Origin of the sequence: Rothia sp. HSID18069 (assembly GCF_003989155.1) — a bacterium.
In the GTDB taxonomy this organism is placed as follows: domain Bacteria; phylum Actinomycetota; class Actinomycetes; order Actinomycetales; family Micrococcaceae; genus Rothia; species Rothia aeria.
In genome coordinates, this window is the sequence record NZ_RBMG01000001.1 from 262,987 (window position 1) to 283,434 (window position 20,448).

At 57.6% G+C, this 20,448-nt stretch carries 17 protein-coding genes; 12 read left to right on the top strand and 5 right to left on the bottom strand.

What is annotated here, in order from left to right; all coding sequences use genetic code 11:
• Nucleotides 1–140: 140 nt before the first annotated feature.
• From D8M41_RS01220 to D8M41_RS01245, 6 genes are all read left to right on the top strand, one after another.
• Complete coding sequence (locus D8M41_RS01220) at nt 141–617, top strand: DUF4303 domain-containing protein (RefSeq protein ID WP_126926262.1); 477 nt, start codon at nt 141–143, stop codon at nt 615–617.
• Nucleotides 618–1,130: 513 nt separating this feature from the next.
• Nucleotides 1,131–1,652 (top strand): hypothetical protein, encoded by a 522-nt coding sequence (locus D8M41_RS01225; protein ID WP_006888770.1) that lies wholly within the window; start codon nt 1,131–1,133, stop codon nt 1,650–1,652.
• Between the two features lie 192 nt (nt 1,653–1,844).
• Nucleotides 1,845–2,549: an aspartate/glutamate racemase family protein gene (locus tag D8M41_RS01230; RefSeq protein WP_006888737.1), complete on the top strand. Its 705-nt coding sequence runs from the start codon at nt 1,845–1,847 to the stop codon at nt 2,547–2,549.
• 36 nt (nt 2,550–2,585) lie between these two features.
• On the top strand, nt 2,586–3,056 hold the full coding sequence (locus D8M41_RS01235) for a methyltransferase family protein (RefSeq protein ID WP_023134185.1): 471 nt from the start codon (nt 2,586–2,588) through the stop codon (nt 3,054–3,056).
• A gap of 154 nt (nt 3,057–3,210) precedes the next feature.
• Nucleotides 3,211–4,056: an alpha/beta fold hydrolase gene (locus tag D8M41_RS01240; RefSeq protein WP_023134184.1), complete on the top strand. Its 846-nt coding sequence runs from the start codon at nt 3,211–3,213 to the stop codon at nt 4,054–4,056.
• Nucleotides 4,057–4,690: 634 nt separating this feature from the next.
• Nucleotides 4,691–5,632 carry a hypothetical protein gene (locus D8M41_RS01245; RefSeq protein WP_006888705.1) on the top strand — a complete coding sequence of 314 codons (942 nt, stop codon included), beginning with the start codon at nt 4,691–4,693 and terminating at the stop codon, nt 5,630–5,632.
• A gap of 101 nt (nt 5,633–5,733) precedes the next feature.
• Here the strand turns inward: D8M41_RS01245 and D8M41_RS01250 are convergent, their stop codons facing one another.
• The 3 genes from D8M41_RS01250 to D8M41_RS01260 all read right to left on the bottom strand — a co-directional run bounded on the left by D8M41_RS01250 (nt 5,734) and on the right by D8M41_RS01260 (nt 10,504).
• On the bottom strand, nt 5,734–7,569 hold the full coding sequence (locus D8M41_RS01250; protein WP_126926559.1) for a glycoside hydrolase family 13 protein: 1,836 nt from the start codon (nt 7,567–7,569) through the stop codon (nt 5,734–5,736).
• Nucleotides 7,570–7,717: 148 nt separating this feature from the next.
• Nucleotides 7,718–9,526, bottom strand: a complete 1,809-nt coding sequence (locus D8M41_RS01255) for a glycoside hydrolase family 13 protein (protein ID WP_126926263.1) — start codon at nt 9,524–9,526, stop codon at nt 7,718–7,720.
• An 84-nt stretch (nt 9,527–9,610) separates the two neighbouring features.
• Nucleotides 9,611–10,504 carry an endonuclease/exonuclease/phosphatase family protein gene (locus tag D8M41_RS01260; RefSeq protein ID WP_126926264.1) on the bottom strand — a complete coding sequence of 298 codons (894 nt, stop codon included), beginning with the start codon at nt 10,502–10,504 and terminating at the stop codon, nt 9,611–9,613.
• A 304-nt stretch (nt 10,505–10,808) separates the two neighbouring features.
• Between D8M41_RS01260 and D8M41_RS01265 the strand changes: the two genes are divergently transcribed.
• The 5 genes from D8M41_RS01265 (at nt 10,809) to D8M41_RS01285 (ending at nt 18,196) form a co-directional block, all read left to right on the top strand.
• Nucleotides 10,809–12,440: an alpha-glucoside-specific PTS transporter subunit IIBC gene (locus D8M41_RS01265; protein ID WP_006888764.1), complete on the top strand. Its 1,632-nt coding sequence runs from the start codon at nt 10,809–10,811 to the stop codon at nt 12,438–12,440.
• 108 nt (nt 12,441–12,548) lie between these two features.
• Nucleotides 12,549–13,373 carry a MurR/RpiR family transcriptional regulator gene (locus D8M41_RS01270; RefSeq protein ID WP_006888766.1) on the top strand — a complete coding sequence of 275 codons (825 nt, stop codon included), beginning with the start codon at nt 12,549–12,551 and terminating at the stop codon, nt 13,371–13,373.
• Between the two features lie 21 nt (nt 13,374–13,394).
• Entirely contained in the window at nt 13,395–13,850 is a 456-nt protein-coding gene (locus D8M41_RS01275; protein ID WP_006888731.1) for a hypothetical protein, read from the top strand.
• 189 nt (nt 13,851–14,039) lie between these two features.
• Nucleotides 14,040–17,909 (top strand): DEAD/DEAH box helicase, encoded by a 3,870-nt coding sequence (locus D8M41_RS01280; RefSeq protein WP_006888788.1) that lies wholly within the window; start codon nt 14,040–14,042, stop codon nt 17,907–17,909.
• Nucleotides 17,906–18,196 (top strand): hypothetical protein, encoded by a 291-nt coding sequence (locus tag D8M41_RS01285; protein ID WP_006888772.1) that lies wholly within the window; start codon nt 17,906–17,908, stop codon nt 18,194–18,196. The genes D8M41_RS01280 and D8M41_RS01285 overlap by 4 nt, the downstream gene beginning before the upstream one ends.
• A 156-nt stretch (nt 18,197–18,352) precedes the next feature.
• On the opposite strand, the gene D8M41_RS01290 is transcribed toward D8M41_RS01285, so the two are convergent.
• Both D8M41_RS01290 and D8M41_RS01295 read right to left on the bottom strand, forming a co-directional pair.
• Complete coding sequence (locus tag D8M41_RS01290) at nt 18,353–18,583, bottom strand: FmdB family zinc ribbon protein (protein ID WP_126500362.1); 231 nt, start codon at nt 18,581–18,583, stop codon at nt 18,353–18,355.
• A gap of 91 nt (nt 18,584–18,674) precedes the next feature.
• Nucleotides 18,675–19,322 (bottom strand): 5-formyltetrahydrofolate cyclo-ligase, encoded by a 648-nt coding sequence (locus tag D8M41_RS01295; protein ID WP_126500361.1) that lies wholly within the window; start codon nt 19,320–19,322, stop codon nt 18,675–18,677.
• Between the two features lie 179 nt (nt 19,323–19,501).
• Here D8M41_RS01295 and galU point away from each other — a divergent pair, with 179 nt between their 5' ends.
• The gene (gene galU, locus D8M41_RS01300) at nt 19,502–20,404 is read left to right on the top strand and encodes a UTP--glucose-1-phosphate uridylyltransferase GalU (protein ID WP_037234679.1); all 903 of its coding nucleotides are present in this window, start codon (nt 19,502–19,504) and stop codon (nt 20,402–20,404) included.
• Nucleotides 20,405–20,448 lie beyond the last annotated feature (44 nt).

Below are 20,448 nucleotides of genomic sequence, written 5' to 3' on the forward strand. Positions count from 1 at the left end.
ATCCGCTGGGGTCGCCGAACTTTAGGAACTGTGCGTATAATTTCTGCTCCTATACAGCTCGGCCGGGGTAGAAAAGTGCTCTCTTTCTGCGGCTGCGTTTAGACTGTTGTACAGTTGGTGCGAGAGTATAAAGGAGAAATATGCTGCAAAAGATGGTGACCGAAGCTGTCGTTCACGATTTTTACGGTCTGCAAAAACTGGCAGGGGAGAAAACCATCTACGGCTGCGCCTTGGTGACAGACAGCGACTTCGGCTCGGTCTTTATGAGCATGAACACCGTACGTGAAGCGGGCGATCCCACAAGCTACGACTGGGATATATACAGCTGGGAGTACACTAGCGACCAGCTCAATAACAGTAAACTGCCGGGGGTGAGTAAGGAACTGTGGCGGCTGCTGGATCGTTCAGGAGATTCACTGCAAGACACCGTTCTGCCCGTGTTTGTTCAAGCCCTCAAACACCTGCAACAAGATGTTGCGCGCACTGGGTGCGATACCGACACCATCTGCTTTTTCATAACCATAACAGATGACGACAATGCCGAAAATATAGAAAATATGACTGCACGCGATATTAACTCAGGCCGAACCCTCAACGCTTTCCTCACCCGGCCATAGGCATCCGGTCATAACTAAATGCAGCATAAACCTGGGAACTATAAAAGCACGCAAAAACAGCTCTCGCACTGTGGGCATGCGCGTTCAAGCTCCTGTGAATGAGACAAGAGCACCGGGAGTACTACACGGTTTAGCCCCTCAGCAGCGTATAAAAATGCTGTTGGTACCACAGCACCGGGGGAGTGCGCCGTAACAATCACGACCGGTACGGCAGAACATAACCCCTAGTCGGCGCGATAATGGACACACTATTTCCTTCAACCTTCCCCTGCCGCTACACCTAAAACTCATCTAAAGATTGCAGGATGTGTGAGTGGAAAATGTAAAGAATGTGCGTATAGAATTGAGAATAAAGAAACTTCCGGGCCATAAAAAGACCACCTCAACTAAACACTAAAAGAAACCTGCAACACCTTTTCGCGGGTATTTCTTAGCCTTACTTTAGTCGGGTAGTCTGCGATGGGGAGTACCATAAACACATACTCCACTATTCACTCAGCGATGGAGCTACCAATGTCACTCAACTACGAAAATATAACCCCGTCACGGTCCGCAAAAAAATATGCGTGGACTGGCGGGTTCCACAGGGGCTCAGCTGAGCACCTGGCGTACCGGCGTGCCCGCCGCGCCGAACGCGAAGAAGCAGTCGATAAAGTCATTAATGTTCTTTCCGTCGGATGCGCAGGCATCCTCGGGTGGGTGATCCTGCCGTGCACACTCCTGTGGTCGTTCACGGTACTATTCGCCCCCGCCGCCCCCGCCACCGCGCAGCTGGTCTCCACGGGGGAGACCATCACGGAGCAGTTGGGAACATCGAATCAGCTCTCACTATGGGTACTGCTGGGCGTACCGTTCCTGCTGGTGTCGCTGGCACTCGTGCTGAACTTTGGGCTGGGCCCATACTCGCTGTACTTTATGCGTGAAACCGCCGTCGCAACCCGCATCAAAACCCTGCTGCTGGGGCTGCCGTTTACCCTGGCGGTGGGGTCGATGATCGCGTGGCTCATGGCAGACGGGGCCGCACTGGGGGTCTAAAGCACACCCCACCCCAGAGGTCTTCGGGCGTACCCCCAGCAGATGGTTTTTCTATTCAGAAAAGTTTTTATACTCAGAGAATTAATATGGCTTCTGAATACAAAAACCTTCTCTGTAGACGGGGTTACGGAGCTCACCCTACAATGAGGGGAAGTACCCGCCAGAAGACAATAAATAAAAGGAGCGTGCACCGTGAAAACCCTAGGCATTATCGGCGGCATGAGCCCTGAGAGCACCGCCCTGTACTACCGGATCATTAACCGTGAAGTCAACCGCCGCCTCGGAGGCAACCGCAGCGCCGACATTGTGATGCACAGTGTAGATTTTGAGGAAGTCGTGCGTCTGCAAAAAAGCGGTGACTGGGAAGCCGCCGGGGCTCTACTGGCGGCAAGCGCCACAAAACTTGAAGGTGCGGGTGCGCAGCTGCTGCTGGTGGCCACGAACACCATGCACAAGGTTGCCCCCGCGATAGAGCGTGCCACCACCGTACCGCTACTGCACGTAGTTGACGCCACCGCCACCGCCATCCAAAGGCAGGGGCTGCAGAGCGTGGGGCTGCTGGGCACAACCTTCACCATGAGCGACGGGTTCTACACTGAGCGCATGGAGGCGCACGGAATCCAGACGATCGTGCCGGCCGAACCGGAACAGGCAGAGACTAGCCGCATCATCTTTGAGCAGCTGTGCCTGGGCCGTGTGGAGCCTGAAGCCGTGCAGTATCTTCAGCAGGTCATTACAGGGCTGAAGAAGCAGGGCGCCCAAGGCGTGATTCTGGGGTGCACCGAACTCTGCCTGGCGGTGGATGAGGACAAGACCCCGCTGTCGGTCTTTGACAGCACTACCATTCACGCGCTCGCGGCGGTAGAGGCAGTGTTAGCGCCGCCGCTTCCCGCATAAACCCCGCTTCTTGACCGAAATAAATAACTGTTCCCCATGAAAAGACTAGCTGCAGCCCTTGAATATAAAGTTCCGCCGCCACTTATTGGGGCACTGTGCGCCTTACTGATGTGGCTCATCTGCGGGATGCCGTCGCTGACAGGCAGACCACCGCTGCTGCTGGTCCCTGCCCTTGCACTGGTTGTACTCGGCCTAACGGTAGACGCGGTGGGGGTGCTGTCATTCAGACGTGCCCGCACCACAGTGAACCCGTTCGCCCCCGAACGCACCGTAAACATTGTCTCCTCCGGAATATACCGTTTAAGCCGCAACCCCATGTACTTGGGTATGGCCTGCATCCTTACCGGGTGGGTGGTGTGGCTGTGGCAGGTGCAGGCTGTGCTCGGGGTGGTGCTTTTCGTTGCCTGGATAACGCGTTTTCAGATTATTCCCGAAGAGCGGATTCTCACCCAGAAGTTCGGTACAGAATACCGGCAGTACCGCCAGCGGGTGCGGCGCTGGGTATAAGCCCATCACCTGCTAAAAATTGTGTATGGCTGGCCGTGCGGACATACACCCTGCCAACCGAAACCCTGAATGGTTCAGGGAGTCACTATTGTATGTGTGCCTTTTACAGAATAGACTTAATAGCGGCGGGCTCTCATGAAAGACGGTGATATGCATGAATCGTATCTCGACCCATTTTCTCGATCTTGAGGGCATTAAAACCGCGTACTACAGTACGGAGGGTGAAGGCACGCCTATCGTGCTCCTTCATGGTGGCGGGGTGGATCATGCCATGCTCTCCTGGAAAACGATCATGCAGACCTGGACCGGGTCTCAGCCTTTAGTTGCCCTGGATCTGCCGGGGTACGGAAACAGCGATAAACCCGAATTAGAGTACTCGCTGAGTTTCTACACAGGCTTCCTCAATGCCTTCCTGGATACTTTGAACGCTCAAAATGTTACCTTGTGTGGCCTTTCAATGGGCGGCGCCATTGCTTTGCAATATGCGCTGCGGTATCCGAACTATATTGGCAAGCTGGTGCTGGTGGCACCTTGGGGTGTGTCCGCTTCAGCACCGTATTCACTTATGGGACGGTTGCGGGTGCGTTTGCCACTCAATCAGGTGGCATATAAAACCTTGCAGAATAGGTGGCTGGCAAAGAACATTATTGCCGGGTCACTGATTGGGAATCGCGAGAAAATTACCCCCGAAATTCTGGATGAGGTGCAAACTGCTGCCCATTCGAAAGACGCGGCACGAGTTTTTCAATCATTTCAGATCAGTGAGCTGTGGGGAGAACATCCGGTCGGGCACCTAATACCGCTTCTGCCACAGATCAAGGTGCCAACCCTATTTATTCAAGGGGATAAGGACCCCGGCGTCAAAGTCGGTGATGTGAAGCAGGCAGCCGCTTCCATGTTGAATACACGGGTCGAAATTTTTGAGCATCATAAGCATTGGGTTCAGAAAGAGAGTCCCGAACGGTTTGTGGATATAGTGCGCGACTTCATCGAATCGTAACTCTTGTCATACTGAACGAACAGCATAAAATGAACCCCGGGAAGCACATTGAGAACAAGATTTTCTGGTGCTCGGTAGGAACAACAGTATCGGCCGGGCAGGCAAAAAACATCTCTGATTAGGGAAGACGCTCAGGTACTTTTACAGGTTGTACCAAAACCACGTGTATGTTACTGCCGCAGCGGCGCTATTCTGGCTCTCTGACGAGGCCAGCTACGTGACGGGAAGCTCATAGACGGTGGACGGTGGACTGATCATGCAGTAGCGTTTTGCCGCTAAACCGGTGTGCAAGTATACGCGGGCGGCTTAGGGCTGAGGAGGAGAGAGGTGAGCGATAAAAAGCTACTTAACACGGTCGCCCCGTTCACCAACTTCTGTATGCACATCCGAAAATGGAAGAGAGCAGCCTCAGCGTAGGGTTTTATGTACTGCGTCCCCGATCAGATCTACGGATCTGAATAATGCAGCTTTGGGTGTATTACAAGACCCTAGAGGGTGGGTAATACGCCCAAAGCTGCATTATTCGTGGGCGGGTTTTTCCACATCTGTTTGAGAAGAAGACTGTTGCCTATAGTTGTCCACAGTTTCTGAAATTTTGGGCGTTGATCTTTATAGGTTCTGTTCATATAAAGATATGAGTACTTATAAACTGTCTGACACCATCCTGCGGCGTGTCTATCCGCTGGTAAAAGATAATGCAAAACTCCGGGCTGAAGGTATCACCAAGGACCGGCTTCGGACTATTATCCGTGATAATCGGGCGGTAAAACTGGCACGAGGACAATATATAAGTGCACACAATTGGCAGAACCTTAACATCACAGAAAAGCATCTTGCCCGTATCATCGCGTATTCACGGGTGCTGGATGAACCTGTATTTACACATCAGAGTGCAGCCATACTGCACGGTTTCCCTGTGTTAGAGGTGCCTGTTTCTGTTCACGTGTATTCACAGTCGGGGAGCTCGAACGAGGCACTAACAAGACATAACGATTCCTATGCCCGTGATGCCTCTATAACTCGTTTTCTGGCAGGGATTACAGCCACCAGCCCCATAGAGACTGTCGTGGGGTGCGCCCGTGTACTCCAGGTTGATGAGGCGGTAGTCGTTGCCGATGGCGCTTTGAGTCGTCAACAAACGGAAACGCGAATAAATTATTGGGAGCTTCATCATGCTCTGATGAATTCACCTCGTAAAGGGTCTGCAAGGGCCCGGGAAGTAGCGCGATTAATGAGCGATAAATCCGATTCTCCGGGTGAAACTCTCACAAGGCTGCGACTTCAAGAATATGGGTTATTTCCTATTGAGCAATACTTTGTGAAGACAGATCTTGGCAATTTTGTGAGTGATTTTGCTTTTGAACAGCTGGGCGTCCTCATCGAATTCGACGGACGGGTTAAACAAACAGACAAGACGATGAACCCTGATGGTTGGGTAGTTGACCGAGAGAAAGAACGTGAGAATGCTCTGATGCGTGCGGGATGGCGGCTTTTGAGGCTACGTTGGGAGCATGTGAGGGGTCGGGGCAGCCCGTGGGTTTTGGAAAGTGCATTGCGCAGTTTCGGGATACTCTAAACTGTAGTTTTCAATAACGCAGCTTTGGGCGTATTACAAGACCCTAGAGGGTGGGTAATACGCCCAAAGATGCGTTATTCGGATTGGGAATAGAGAAGAACCTACTTCACGATGCGGTAGACCTTCGCTTCGTAGGGGCGTAGGGTGGTGCCCGCATCGGTCGGCGCGCCGGTGTCATCCCGGTAGTTGGAGTGCACCAGTTCGACGGACGCCCCGGCGGCACGCGCATCATCCAGCAGCGAGAAGGTGCGCTCCACCGAATCAGACGTGAAGTTAGAAACCACAAGCAGGGACTGGTTCGCGTCGGTGCCGTCCGGGCCGCCGGTACGGGTGTAGGCGTACACCTGCTCATCCTCGGCGTGAGGAGCCTCAACCGAATCTACGGGTGCGAACGACCCGTACACCATCAAATCTTTGAGCTCACCGCGGCGCAGCTTCGCCAATTCCTGATAGTGGTAGAACACTGAATCCTGATCGTCCAGGGCAGCCTGCGCATTAATCTGCGGGTAGTTCGGGTTCACCTTCAGCCACGGCTCGACTCCCGCGTTCGTGAAACCACCGTTCGCCGAGTCATCCCACTGCATGGGGGTGCGGGCGTTATCGCGACCCTTAATGTAGATAGCGCGCATCGCATCCTCGTGGCTGAGTCGCTGATGATCCACGTGCATATCCTCGTAGAAACGAATCGAATCGCCGTCGCGGTAGTCGTCGATCGACTCGAACCGCACATTGGTCATCCCAAGTTCCTCACCCTGATAAATATAGGGGGTTCCCTGCATAAAATGTAGGGTGGTTGCCAACTGCTTCGCTGAAAGCACCCGAAATTCGGGGGAATCGTTGCCGAACCGCGATACCACGCGCGGCTGATCGTGGTTATTCCAGTACAGCGAACCCCACGCCTTACCCTCAAGTTTCGTCTGCCACTCGTTCAGAATGCGCTTAAGCTCGGTCAGCTTGTACGGCGCATACGACCACTTGCCGCCCAGCGAACCTTCGGGGTCGTTATCGACACCCATGTGGTCGAAGTGGAAGAGCATCTGCAGCTCGCCAGCATCATAGCCCGCCCACAGCTTCGCATCCTCAGGGCTGGTCGCGCTCGTTTCGCCCACAGTCATCACATCGTACTTCGAGAACGCCTCACGGTTGAGCTCTTTCATCCACGGATGCACCATCGTGCCGTTCGCAATCACAAACGGGATCGACGACGTATGCTTCTCAAAATCGGTGGACGGGTCGTCCGGGAAGCCCTCAGGCTTAGAAATAATGTTGATGGCGTCCAAACGGAAACCATCCACGCCCTTATCGAGCCACCAGCGCACCATCGCATACAGGTCTTCGCGCACCTTCGGGTTCGCCCAGTTCAGATCGGGCTGTTCCTTGAAGAAAATGTGCAGGTAGAACTGCTGCGTGCCCTCGTCCCACTCCCAGGCGGAGCCGCCAAATTCGGAAGCCCAGTTATTCGGAGGAATCGGGGAGCCGTTCTCGTCAAACCCGTTGGGGTCTTTCCAAATGTAGTAGTCGCGGTACGGGTTATCCTTTGAGGAACGAGACTGCACAAACCACGGATGCTGATCCGAAGTATGGTTCGCCACCAAATCCATCAGAATTTTAATGCCGTGCTCATGTGCGGTCGCCAGCAACTCATCGAAATCTTCCATTGTTCCGAAATCGCTCATAATGTCGAAGTAATCAGAAATATCGTAGCCGTTATCCACATTCGGCGAATCAAACACGGGGGAGAGCCAGATAACGTTAATGCCCAGCTTCGCCAGGTACGGGATTTTTTCGGTGATGCCGGGCAGGTCACCGATACCGTCGCCATTGGAGTCGTTGAAGGAACGCGGGTACACCTGGTAGACTACCGCCTCCTTCCACCACTGCCGCCCGGCGTAGGAAGGAACCGCACGCTCTTCAGTCGTGGTTTCACTACTCATCATCAGAAGCCTTTCTTTAAGGATTGCGTCGTTCGGCTCAGCGGGAAGACCCGTAAGCCGCATCGCCGCAGGTATGTCTGCAAAATTTTCAATCAGGGTGTGCCAGCGCGCCACTCGCCGCGCACTCTACGCCCTACCGGTACAGAACGCCCTACCGGTACAGATACACTTTTGCCTCATAGGGGCGCAGAGTGGTACCTTCATCCGTGAACTCGCCGTGCTCATTCCGGTAGTTTGAGCTGATCAGTTCGGGTGCTTCTGCCATAGCCGCAAGCTCCTCAAGTTTCAGCACGCCCGGGTTCTTGAGCGCCAAAGAAGCGAGCTGACCGTCTGCATAGGGTAAAGACAGTGTTTCTTGGGTGAAATTAGCAACCACCAGCAGGGCGCGCTCGCCGGATGCGGCGGCAGCATCTTCGGCAGAGTTCACACGCAGGTAGGCGTACACCTGCTCATCCTCGAGGTTGAGCACACGGTATTCGCCGGTGAGCACGATGGGGTGCTCTTTGCGCAGATGAATGAGATCGCTGTAGTGATAGAAAATAGAATCATCGTTCGCCAATTCTTCGGCGGCGTTAATGTCGGTATACTGCGGGTTCACCTTCAGCCACGGGGTGCCGGTCGTAAAGCCCGCATTTTCGCTCGCATCCCACTGCATGGGGGTTCGCGCATTATCCCGACCCGAAGCACTGATGTACCGCAGCATATCCTCGGGGCTAACCCGCTGGGACTCCACCACGTATTTACGCCAGGAATCATGGATTTCAAGGTCGTTATAGTCATCTACCAAGTCGAAGAAAACATTGGTCATACCCAGCTCTTCACCCTGATAGATGTAGGGGGTTCCCTGCATCATATGCAGAACCGTGCCGAGCATCTTACCGCTGACCTCACGGAACTCGGGGGAGTCATTGCCGAAACGTGAAACCGTGCGCGGCTGGTCGTGGTTATTCCAGTACAGCGAATTCCATCCGCGACCGTGCAGTCCCGTCTGCCAGTGGGTAAGAACCTTCTTCAAGTCCACCAGGTTAAAACGAGTGTCCGACCACTTGCCGGTGGCGCCGCCTGCGCTGGCATCCACATCCATATGCTTGAACTGGAACACCATCTGCAGTTCGTGGCGGTCAAAGCCGGTGTACAGGGCGGCATCTTCCACGCTCACGCAGGGAGTCTCACCCACGGTCATCACCGGGTATTTGCTGAGTACCTCGCGGTTCATCTCGCGCAGGAACTCATGCACGCGCGGACCGTTCGCGGCCACCGCCAGAGAATTATCTAAACCTCCTGCGGTGACGGCGGGGTCATCTGGGAAGGAAAGATCCTTAGAGATCAGGTTGATAACATCCATGCGGAAACCGTCGACGCCCTTATCAAGCCAGAACCGCATAATGTCGTAGACTTCTTCACGTACCTTCGGGTTTTCCCAGTTGAGGTCGGGCTGCTTCACCGAAAAATAGTGCAGATAGAACTGCTGAGTGCCCTCGTCCCATTCCCAGACCGACGGCGAGAAACAGGAAATCCAGTTATTCGGCGGAATCGGGGTGCCGTCTTCAGAAAACCCGGCAGGGTCACGCCACACATAGTAGTCGCGGTACGGGTTATCCTTCGCAGAACGTGCCTGACGGAACCATTCGTGCTCATCCGAGGTGTGGTTCACCACCAAATCCATCATAAGCTTGATGCCGTGCTCATGTGCGGTCGCCAGCAGCTCGTCGAAGTCAGCCATTGTGCCGAACTCGGTCATAATCGCCCGATAATCCGAAATGTCGTAGCCATTATCGTCATTCGGCGAAGCATAGATCGGGGAAAGCCAGATAACATCTATACCCAGCTTCGCCAGGTACGGGATTTTTTCGGTGATGCCGGGTAGATCGCCGATGCCATCGCCATTGGAGTCGTTGAAGGAACGCGGGTAAATCTGGTACACAACGGGCTGTTGCCACCATTGAATTTCGGTTTTCATGAGCTGTCCTTCCACGGAATACATATCAATTTAAAATCTGAAGGCGGAAACGCGCTAAGCTGCGGCACCCCTAGGGCCGCCGCACTATCCGGGCTGTACCTGCGACGGCAGCTGCACGGGGTGCATCCTGGCGGTGGGCTCGAAACTCGACTCGTCAAACTCCACTAGCACGCCGCTGTGATCGGAAATCGCCTCAGGAGAATTATCTCGGAATACCACCGCATGCGAAAGTACCTTCACTGCTCGGTCGGCAAACACGAAGTCGATGCGCTTGGCATCCTCCTGCCCTTCCCACCCGGCAATACCACGATGTACGGTGAACTCACCATCGGTACGGTCGGCAATCTCACGGGTATCCACCAGGCCGGAAGAAAGCACAAGATCGTACCCTTCGCCGCGCACCTGCGCCGCCGTGTTGAAATCGCCGCCCAGCAGAACGGGCGCATCCTGACCGCACTCGGTGAGAGCCTGCGAAAGCCGCGCAAACTCCTGTGCGAAAAGCGGTTCGCCCTGAAAATCCCACCACGACATATGGGCGCTTGCACACCACACTGAACCCGCATCAGTACCAACCCGAACCGCGAGAGAAGACCTGCGTTCAACCCGGTCGTAGCTGTACTGCGGGCTCATCACAATAGGCTCGATGCGTTCAATAGGCACGCGAGAAAGCACCGCCACACACTCGTCATACTGATCCCACCCAATATGGGTTTCGGTCAGCGCCCATTCGTACTGAAGCCCTAAATCAGCCAGGAACCGAACCAGCAGCAGTGCATAATTATCCTCACGGATAGGAATACCAGCCCCGCCCTGGTACCCCAGTGGCGTATCCACAATAGGGGAGTGCAGGTACTGGTTGACCTCCTGCAACGCAATAACATCAACCTGACGGTCGGCAATAAAACGGGCAAGCTCATGAATCTTAACGATCTGGTGAGGCTCGCACCAGCTGTGGGTATTCAAGGTAAGAAAAAGCATAGGTATGTAGTTTTCGAGAGGTCGTGCGTTCAATAACACCACGCCACCTGCCACGGTGGGGCGGGCTACGGTTACATGCTACAGAGAAACACCGTTTCAAAGCACTAAAAAACCGTGACAGTAGGTTAGTATTTTTACCCGGTACCGGGAGATGTTTCACGTTATGAAAAAACATGTCTAATCTCCCGCAACAGACGTGTAGCCCCGCCAAAAGGTGGGATGATGGTGCCATTCAAATACTGATGACATTCGCGCGGGCGCGTGTGCCTGCGTATTTTCTCGTAACCCGAAAGGCGTAAGCCTCATGATGGAAAAAGTTCAGAGGTTCGGTTCGGCCATGCTGGCCCCCGTGCTTCTTTTTGCCTTCGCCGGTTTGGCGGTTGGTATTGGCAAAGTTGCCACCCTAGAGAACATCGTTGGTCCTCTAGCTAATGAAGGCACGATGTGGTTTAAAATCTGGGATGTCTGGCTCTCTGGTGCCTGGACCGTCTTCACTCAGATGGAGCTGCTCTTCGTGCTCGGCCTGCCGATTGCGCTCGCTAAGACCGCAAACGCCCGCGCCGTGCTCGAAGCTGGCATGGTCTACCTGACCTTCAACTACCTGAGCGGAACAATGCTCAAGTACTGGGGCCAAGACAGCGGTGGTATCTTCCAGCTCAACTACGGAGTGGATATTTCCGAGTCCGCCGCCGGTACCGGCCTGAAAATGATCGCCGGTATTAAGACCATTGACACCGGTATCTTTGGTGCGATTATTATCTCCGCCATCGTGGTGTGGGTACATAACCGCTGGTTCGATAAGAAGCTGCCCGACTTCCTGGGTATTTTCCAGGGCACCCAGTACGTGTACGCCGTGTGCTTCTTCCTCATGTTCCCCGTCGCGTTCCTCTTCACCCTGCTGTGGCCCTACGCCCAGCACGGTATTGAAAGCATGCAGGGGTTCTTCATCGCCTCCGGCGCGCTCGGTGTGTGGATCTACACCTTCTTGGAGCGCTTCCTCATCCCGACCGGTCTGCACCACTTCATCTACTCGCCGTTCATGTTCGGCAACGCCGTAACCCCCAACGGCATTGCGAAGGACTGGCCGACCCACCTGAGCGAATTCGCGCAGAGCGACAAGCCCCTGCGTGAGCTCTTCCCCGGCGGCGGCTTCGCACTGCACGGCAACTCTAAGGTGTTCGCACCGGCAGGTATTGCGGCGGCCTTCTACACCACCGCACGGCCCGAGAAGCGTAAAGAGGTTCTCGCCCTGGTGCTGCCCGTGAGCCTCACCGCGATGCTCATCGGCATTACCGAGCCGCTGGAATTCACCTTCCTGTTCGTGGCACCCCCGCTGTTCGCAGTGCACGCTGTGCTGGCTGCAACCATGGCGTCGATCATGTACATGTTCGGGCTTTCAGGCAACATGGGCGGCGGTTTGCTGGATAACTTCATCTTCCTCAACTGGGTTCCGCTGTGGCAGAACCACTGGCCGACCTACCTCATGCAGATCGGCGTGGGCCTGTGCTTCACCGTCATCTACTTCCTGCTCTTCCGCTTCCTGATCCTGAAGTTCGACTTCAAGACCCCCGGCCGTGAGGCTGAGGGCGGCGAAACGAAGCTGTACTCGAAAGCCGAGTACAAGGCCGCCAAGGCTGCCGAGAAGAAGGGCGGCGCATCCGCAGAAGACGGCGACACTGACCTGTACGCACCGCGTGCGGCTGGTTTCCTTGAACTGCTCGGCGGCGCCGACAACATCACCACCGTGAACAACTGCGCCACCCGCCTGCGCGTGTCGGTGGCCGATGAATCCCTGGTCGACACCTCGGATGCCGCGTTCAAGGACGCCGGTGCTCTTGGTATCGTACGCAAGGGTAAGGCATTCCAGGTGATCGTGGGCATGGACGTTCCGCAGGTTCGCGAGCGTTTTGAAACCATGGTGAACACCAAAGCCTAAAACGTGAGCTAGGCTAAAACCCGCTTCACGCGATAACACCACAAGGCTCCTGAGCCGCAGACGTTGTAATATTTTTAATATTGCTTGTCAGCGATTCAGGAGCCTTGAGTGGATTTACAAGATGTGGTGAATGCAAACCAGCACCGCTTCAGCGGTACAGAGCGCGAGATTCTGGCGTTTATGCTCGACAACGAAAAGTTCGTTGCCGAAGCCACCATCAGCTCCCTCGCGCACAAAACCTACACCTCAACCAGCTCCATTATTCGCCTCACCAAGAAACTGAACTTCTCAGGCTTTGCGGAGCTGAAATACTTCATCAAATCCTCCCTCACCCGCTCCGAACCCTACAACCCCAGGTTTATTGAGAGCGGTAAAGAAGACATCCTGCGAACCTACGACTACCTCGAACACATGGAGCTATCGAAGCTCCTCGAAAAAATGCACGACGCCCGCACCATCTACTGCTTCGGCACCGGGTACGCCCAACGCAACGCCGTGCAAGAGTTCGCCAAATCCATGCAGGTGTGCGGCAAATTCTGTCACGTCATCCCAGCCCGCAACGAGTTTGAGAGCACCATGACCTCCATGACCACCAACGATTTGGTGATCCTCGTATCGTTCTCCGGGCAGACAGAGAACATGCGCGAACACGTAAAAATGCTTGCCCTGCGCAAAATCCCCATGGTCGCGGTCACCGCCCTCGGAGTGAACTACATGTCCTCCCACGCCGAATACTCACTGCACTACCAGAGCACCCCCACGCAGATCACCGGCCAGCGCGGCCCCTACAACTCATTCGTGGCGCTCTCAGTGCTGCTGGACTACCTGGTGCGCCGGTACATCGACCACATTGAGACCCGAAACCCCCAGCGGCAGCCCGGCGGGAACGAAACAGACCCGGGCATCGGCCCGGCAGAACCCACCGCCGACTAACCCCCAGAAAGCACACAAGACATGAACATCTTCACCGCGCTTGACGACGACCGTAAACTCCGCCGTTTCCTCTTCTGGTACTGGCTCCTGGTGCCCTTCGCGCTCTTCGCCTGGATTCTGCTTGGCGCCGCGAACTCCAATATGACCTTCCAGCAGGCGCTTAACATTCCCTTCTTCGCTGTCGCGTTCCTCAACGGGTGCCTGACGATCCTGCTCGCGGGACTCTTCAAACTCGCTGGAAGCGAAAACGAACGCACCGAACGCGTCTTCACCCTCTACGCCCTCGCGGTGCAGATAGTGGTGGGGAACCTGCCCGGCGCGCTCGCCTGCTACCTGCTGCTGCGCGCCACCCGCGACTGGGACGAGACCGAAAAATTTGCGCCCACCTACCGTTGGGTACTCATCGCCGCCATGGTATTTTTGGGGATGGTGAGTCTGCTGGTTCTCGCGGCGAACATCCGCCTCTGGACAAGCTAAACACACACCTTAGCTGCTACAAGGCCGCATAGGAAGGACGAACCGCAGAAACTACGGCACTATAGCGCGCTACGGTGGGCTACCCGCGAAACGCTGAACCCATCCGCCCGGCACAGACACGAGGCGCACCCACCCGGCCGTATGATGTAAGAACGTGCAGAATACAACACACCCAAGGACGCACACGACGTGAACGGAACCCCCGAGACCCCCCAGGGCGCGCCCAGGACGGGAAACTCGCCAACCTCAGAACCCGCACCGGCACCCAACCCCGACGGGCCCCCTGAGGCACTGCCGCCGCACCTTGACCCCGCCAGCCACAGCTTCGACCCAGCGGCGGGGCTGGAACGCTGGGCGGAACAGATGGACATCTACACCGGCCCGGACGCGATGCTCAACTTTAACCGGGTTGACTATGTGCACATCGACCTCACCGCCGCAAACCCCTCCGGACTCGCCCAGCTGCTGGCCGGGCGGAAAACCCGCCTGTCCACCATTCTGCGCGAAAAAAGCTTGCTGGAGGAGGGGATGCGTGCCGCCCGCACCCTGCGCACCAAAATCTATGAGCTGTCCACCGACCACGGGCTAGACTCCGGGTACTTTGTGGCCGGCACCGCCTCCTGGCTCTCACGCTCCACCCGCGAGCACACCGTCTCCTACGAGAAACGGTTTATTGCCCCTATCCTCATGGCGCCGCTGAGCATCACCCCGCACCCCAGCAGCGACGACTACGAGCTGCGCCTTGCCGGTGCCGCGCGGCTTAACCCCGCCATGGTGCGCCAAATCAAACAGGAATACGATATTGACTTGGGCACCATGGACGTGGCGCAGCTGGCCAATTCCATGTCCCGCCTTGACCCCGAGCCCGTAATTGAGCGGATGCGCGCCACCACCGGGAACATCCCCGGGATGGCCATCGAATCACGGTTCTTCATCTCAACATTCGCCGACCTCAAAGAAAGCATGGGCGAGCTGCCGCACACCGCCCACACGCCGCTGGTGCGTGATATTGCCGCGCTCAAAGTCCCCGGGGTGCAGCCGAACATCCGCCCGCTGGTGCAGAACCAGCCCCCTCATGACGACCGTGACCCGCAGCGGGAGACGCAGCTGCTTGACGCCGACCCGGCCGCACAGACCATTATTGATGCGGCCGCCAGCGGCAACTCGTTCACCGTCACCGCCGCCCCCGGCACCGAGCCGCTACGTACCGCCGTAAATATTGCTGCGACCCTCACGGGGCAGGGCAAATCTGTGCTTGTGGTGGGGGAGAAACGCTCCACCCTGGCTGATTTCACCGCACTGCTTGAACGCAACGGTATTGATTCCCTCCGTTTTGATGTGCTCACCGACCGAGACGCCGAAGGCCAGCGCGCCGAATTCATCCAAGCCATTGTGCGCAACGAAACCGCTGCCATACCCGAGGAAGAGGAGACCACCGCCGAGCTGCTTGAAACCCGCCGTCGCCTGCACAGGCACACCGAGGCTTTGCTCTCGCACGAGCCGTACTGGAATATCACCACCTACCAGGCGCTGCAGACCCTCGCCGAACTCACCTCACGGAACGAGGCGCCCGCAACCGGTGTACGGTTTAGCCGCCGCATGCTTGATCGGCTGCTCGAACGCGAGAACCTTGCTCACGACCTCACCCGCCTCGCGGAGTTGGGGGCGTTCACCCCGGCAGCCCGCACCTCCCCCTGGTACCGTGCCCGCCTGGCCAACGACGAGGAGACCGCTGACGCTTACGCACTGGTTCTCACCCTCAAATCCTCCCTGCTGTCTCTGCGGGAGGCTATGAGCCGGCTCAGCCGCACCACCGGGTTACGGCTGGGCCGCACTATCGCCGACTGGCAGGGGCAGCTGCGTATTCTGCAGCGCATCCGGGAAACCCTGAAACAGTTCCGCCCCACCGTGTATGACCGGCCCGTCACCGACCTGATCGCGGCCACCGCGACCGGGGCGTGGCGCCGCGAAAACGGCATCGAAATGAGCAGTATGCAGCGCTCCCGCCTGCGCCGCGCCGCTAAGGAGTACATCCTGCCGGGGGTGAATATTGGCGACCTGCACGAGCAGCTGCGGATTGTGCAGGCTGAACGCGCAGAGTGGATCCGGCACACCGCCGCCCCACGCACCCCGCAGATCCCCGAGAACCTTGATGCGCTTGTCACCGCCTGCAATTCCCTCATGAAAGAGTTCGACGGGCTGCGAATCGTGCTGGATGACTCCCCGGAAGGCACCGACTTTACCCGCACCACCCTGGATGCGCTCGAACAGCGTTTGGATGCGTTACTGGCCGACCGGGTGCTGCTGATGAGCCTGCCCGAGCGGGATACCCTCACCGCGCGCCTGCTGTGCCTGGGCCTGGATGAGCTTATGGAAGATTTGTACGCCCGGCAGGTGCCGGCACGGCTGGTGGCCGCTGAGCTGGAGCTGGCCTGGTGGCAGTCCGCCCTTGAGGAGCTGCTGCACGACCACGAAGGGCGAATCCTGGGCGGGCAGGCGCTTCGCGGCGTTGAGTCCCGGTTCCGCCGCGCCGACTACGCCCACATGCTGGGTGCTGCCTCACGCCTGCTGGAGTGCACCCGGCAGCTGTGGAACGACCGGATCGACACCCACCATGAGCAGGCGGCGTACCTTAAAAGCCAGCTGCGCGGACATGAGTTTGTGCTTCAGCAGTTATTGGAGCACGCCCCAACGATGGCGAGCACCCTGCTGCCGATTTGGACGGCCAGCCCCTTCGCGTTGGCACGCCACGTTCCGCCCACTATGCGTTTTGACGCTGCGATCTTATTAGATTCCGAATCGACGCCGCTGGCGGCAAACCTGCCCGCCATTACCCGCGCTGAGGCGGTGATCGCCCTCGGCGACCCGCACTCCGGGTACCCGGCCCCGTTTATTGTTTCGGCACCGGCGACGGGGGCACCGGCGCCAGCAACGAAACGACTTGAGAGCACCTTTGACGCGCTTTCGAAGGTGGTGCCCTCGCTGCACCTGGCGCAGCTGGGGCGGGCCATGGACCCGGTGACCTTTGACTATTTGAACCGTGAATTTTACGGGGGGCAGCTGCGGCAGCGCTCGGTGAGTGATGCCGCCTCCGAGCCGAAGCCGACCCTTAGCGTCGAATACATTGATACGCGCGGGAAGGTGAGCGATAACGCCAACCAGGAATCGCCAAGTTTTGAGGTGGAGCGGGTGACCTTACTGGTGCTGGAGCACGCTTACCGCCGCCCGGAGCGTTCCCTGGCGGTGGTAACCGCGAGCCCTAAACACGCGCAGCGGGTGGCCGGTGCGGTGCGCAACGCCCTGAATAAATATCCGCAGCTGGCGCCGTTCTTTAAACCCGGAAAAGAACCGTTTAGGGTGGTTGATTTTACGCGCGCTGAGGGCATGGAGCGAGACACCATGATCTTCTCCTTGGGAGTGGGCCGCCCCCGCCCCGACCAGCGCACCCCCTACACGATGGGGCAGCTGTCGGAGGAGCACGGCCGGGAGGGGCTCGTGACCGCGCTGACCCGTGCCCGCCGCGCCACCCACATTGTTTCGTGTGTGAGCCCGGATGCGTTGGAGCCGCAGAAACTAGAGCACGGCGCCCTCGACTTTTACCGTCTGATGCGTGCCCATGAGGCACACCAGAAACGTGTGGACGAGCAGCAGCAGGCGGCACGCATCCCCGAAAAAATGCCCGATAACGAGTTCTTAGCGGGTGAGGATTACGGCCCTCTGCCCGATACCGGCGATTGGCTGCTGAACGACCTGCTGGTTCGGCTGCGCCAGCGCGGGGTGCGTATTGAGCCAGGCGGCGGGCTGGTGGCGTTTATCGCCTACGCCCCCGCAGGCGGTGGCGACAGTGAGGAGCCCGCCATGCCGCTGGTTGCCTGCTCGGACGCCTCACCGCGTTTTGCGGGCACCAGCGTGCGCGAGCGCACCCGCCTGTTGCCTGAGCGGCTGGGCCTTACCGGGTGGAACTACCTGACCCTGAACACGGTGGAGGTATTCGCCGACCCGGATGCTGTGGTGGAGCGCATTATGCGGTACGTTGGGATGCGGGAGGACAACTCGTGAGCGGCTACTCGCCCGTGCCGAAACCACGGCGCGGTCATCGCCGGGTGAGTGGGGTGGGCGCGCCAGCTGAAGCTGAACCGCGTATCGCTGGGGTGAATGCCCCCGAACCGGGGCGGGTGCAGCGTGTGAAGCCGTCGGGTGGGCAGAGGGCCGCCAGCGGACAACAGGGGACTGGGGCTACCCGTGGCGTGCCGGGTGGGCGTTCCCAGCAGGCGCTGAGCGCGGATGAGCTGGCCAGGCTGCAGTGGGTGCAGGAGATGAAGGAGCAGAAACCTCCGCACTATTAGCCCGCACGGTGCCCCCAGGATGCCGCGTACCCCATTCGTGGTTGCTTACCGTAGCCCCGTGCATCCTAGCGGGTAAAAGCCCAGCACTGCACGCTGGGCCATGTTGTTCACGTTTGACCTGCACCCTGACCAGATGAGGGGCTGGGCGCGTGGCGGTTAGGCGGTGCCTGCTGAGCTGCCGCTGGAGCTGCTTGAACTATTTGTGCTGCTGTTTTTGTCGTTTGTGTAAAACCCGGAGCCTTTAAAGACGACGCCCACCTCGTTGTAGCGTTTACGCAGTGTTTCCTGTCCGCAGCTTGGGCAGGTACGCAGCGCATTATCGCTAAATGATTGGCGTTTTTCGAAGGCGTGGCCGCAGTTTTTGCACTGGTAGACGTAGATCGGCATGGTATTCCTCGCTGAGCCTGTGTGATTACTTCCAGCTAAAAAGTGTACCGCCTGTGTGCGGTGCCTGCCTACGTGCTGGCTGTACGGTGTGTTAGTGGGTGGCATGTTCGCCGAGCGGGTGCACCCCGTTCTCGGTGAGCACCCGGTAAAGCACCCCGTCCCACGTGTCGTAGGGGATGCTGTCAAGCACTTCGTCGGCGAATACCACGCCCACTGTTGTTTCGCGCAGGGCCTGCTCGCTCAGGCGCGGCAGCAGCCGGTCGTAATACCCGCCGCCTTGGCCAAGCCGTCGCCCGTTGCGTCCGTAGGCCAGGGCGGGTACTAGGCGCAGGTCGGCTGCTGTGAAGGCGTGGGGGCCTTCAGCGTCGCCTTCGGGTTCGGCAATACCCATACCGTTGAGGGGGTGCTGCACATGCGGGTCCCACTGTACCCAGGCGAGTTGCCGCCCGGGGCGCACCACCGGCACCAGGATGCGGTGCCCGTCATGGTGCAGCTGCTGCAGTGCGTCGGTGATGGGGGGCTCCGCAGCGGTCGGCAGGTACGCTGCAATGGTTAGTTTTTTCCCGGTGCGGGGTATGAGGGAGTAGATGCCCTCCCGGTAGCGGCGCGCATAGTCTGCTTGCCCTGCCTCTGCGCGGTTGCTGCGGTTAATGAGGCGGCGCGGGCGGATTTGGGCGCGTAATACTTGTTTATCGAGCGCGATGTCTTCGGGGGATGCCCCCGAGGCGGGCTGCTGCATGGTTCTCCTGGGACGACGTTGGCTGCAGTACTGAAACACAGCGTGGCGTGTGTTATTTCAATTATAGAATTGCAGAAGGCCTAATCCTGAGGGGAATGTCTAATCAAAGTATTGTGAAATATGCGGTACTTGAGACGTGCTTGTTCTGCGGACATTCTCTTCTCATGTATGCTGTTTGCATGACTAATGTATCTGGGTCTATTACTAAGGCTGTTATTCCTGCGGCGGGTCTGGGCACCCGATTTTTGCCCGCAACAAAGGCGACCCCTAAAGAGATGCTCCCGGTGGTGGACCGTCCCGCCATCCAGTATGTGGTGGAGGAAGCGATCCGCGCGGGGCTGCAAGATGTGCTGATGATCACCGGCCGCAATAAGCGCGCCTTGGAGGATCATTTTGACCGTGTGCCGGTGTTGGAGCGGCAGCTGGCTGAGCAGGGTAAAGAGGCCCTGCTGAAGGCTGTGGAGGAGTCCAACTATTTGGGAGAGATCCACTATGTGCGCCAGGGCGACCCGAAGGGCCTGGGGCATGCGGTGCTGCGCGGTAAGGTGCATGTGGGCAATGAGCCGTTCGCGGTGCTGCTGGGCGATGACCTGATTGATGAGAAGGAAGATCTGCTCTCTCGCATGGTTGAGGTGCAGCAGCGTACCGGCGGTTCTGTGGTGGCCCTCATGGAGGTGCCGCGTGAGGCGATTTCTGCGTATGGTGCCGCCGCGATTGAGACCGTTGCGGGTGAGGACTTTGTGAAGGTGACCGGGCTGGTTGAGAAGCCGGAGCCGGAGCAGGCCCCCTCAAATTATGCTGTGATTGGCCGTTACGTGCTGAGCCCGAAGGTGTTTGAGGTGCTTGAGAATACCGCCCCCGGCCGTGGCGGGGAAATTCAGCTCACTGACGCCTTGCAGACTCTTGCCGTGGGCGAGGGCGATGGGGAAGGCGTGTACGGTGTGGTGTTTAAGGGCCGTCGTTTTGATACCGGCGATAAGCTCTCGTATTTGAAGGCGAATATTATTTTGGCTGCTGAGCGCGGCGATTTCGGTCCCGAGCTGTGCCAGTGGTTGAAGGAATTTACTGCTGAAAACTGCTAAAAACACGCGTTTTAGGGTGTTATGATGCGGTGGCTTCCCGTGCC

Bases quoted from the DNA above. Each gene is read 5' to 3' on its own strand.
- D8M41_RS01265 (WP_006888764.1), top strand. From the start codon at position 10,809: ATGATGGAAAAAGTTCAGAGGTTCGGTTCGGCCATGCTGGCCCCCGTG.
- D8M41_RS01240 (WP_023134184.1), top strand. From the start codon at position 3,211: ATGAATCGTATCTCGACCCATTTTCTCGATCTTGAGGGCATTAAAACC.
- D8M41_RS01260 (WP_126926264.1), bottom strand. From the start codon at position 10,504: ATGCTTTTTCTTACCTTGAATACCCACAGCTGGTGCGAGCCTCACCAG.
- D8M41_RS01225 (WP_006888770.1), top strand. From the start codon at position 1,131: ATGTCACTCAACTACGAAAATATAACCCCGTCACGGTCCGCAAAAAAA.
- D8M41_RS01235 (WP_023134185.1), top strand. From the start codon at position 2,586: ATGAAAAGACTAGCTGCAGCCCTTGAATATAAAGTTCCGCCGCCACTT.
- D8M41_RS01220 (WP_126926262.1), top strand. From the start codon at position 141: ATGCTGCAAAAGATGGTGACCGAAGCTGTCGTTCACGATTTTTACGGT.
- D8M41_RS01295 (WP_126500361.1), bottom strand. From the start codon at position 19,322: ATGCAGCAGCCCGCCTCGGGGGCATCCCCCGAAGACATCGCGCTCGAT.
- D8M41_RS01255 (WP_126926263.1), bottom strand. From the start codon at position 9,526: ATGAAAACCGAAATTCAATGGTGGCAACAGCCCGTTGTGTACCAGATT.
- D8M41_RS01250 (WP_126926559.1), bottom strand. From the start codon at position 7,569: ATGATGAGTAGTGAAACCACGACTGAAGAGCGTGCGGTTCCTTCCTAC.
- D8M41_RS01275 (WP_006888731.1), top strand. From the start codon at position 13,395: ATGAACATCTTCACCGCGCTTGACGACGACCGTAAACTCCGCCGTTTC.
- galU (WP_037234679.1), top strand. From the start codon at position 19,502: ATGACTAATGTATCTGGGTCTATTACTAAGGCTGTTATTCCTGCGGCG.
- D8M41_RS01245 (WP_006888705.1), top strand. From the start codon at position 4,691: ATGAGTACTTATAAACTGTCTGACACCATCCTGCGGCGTGTCTATCCG.
- D8M41_RS01290 (WP_126500362.1), bottom strand. From the start codon at position 18,583: ATGCCGATCTACGTCTACCAGTGCAAAAACTGCGGCCACGCCTTCGAA.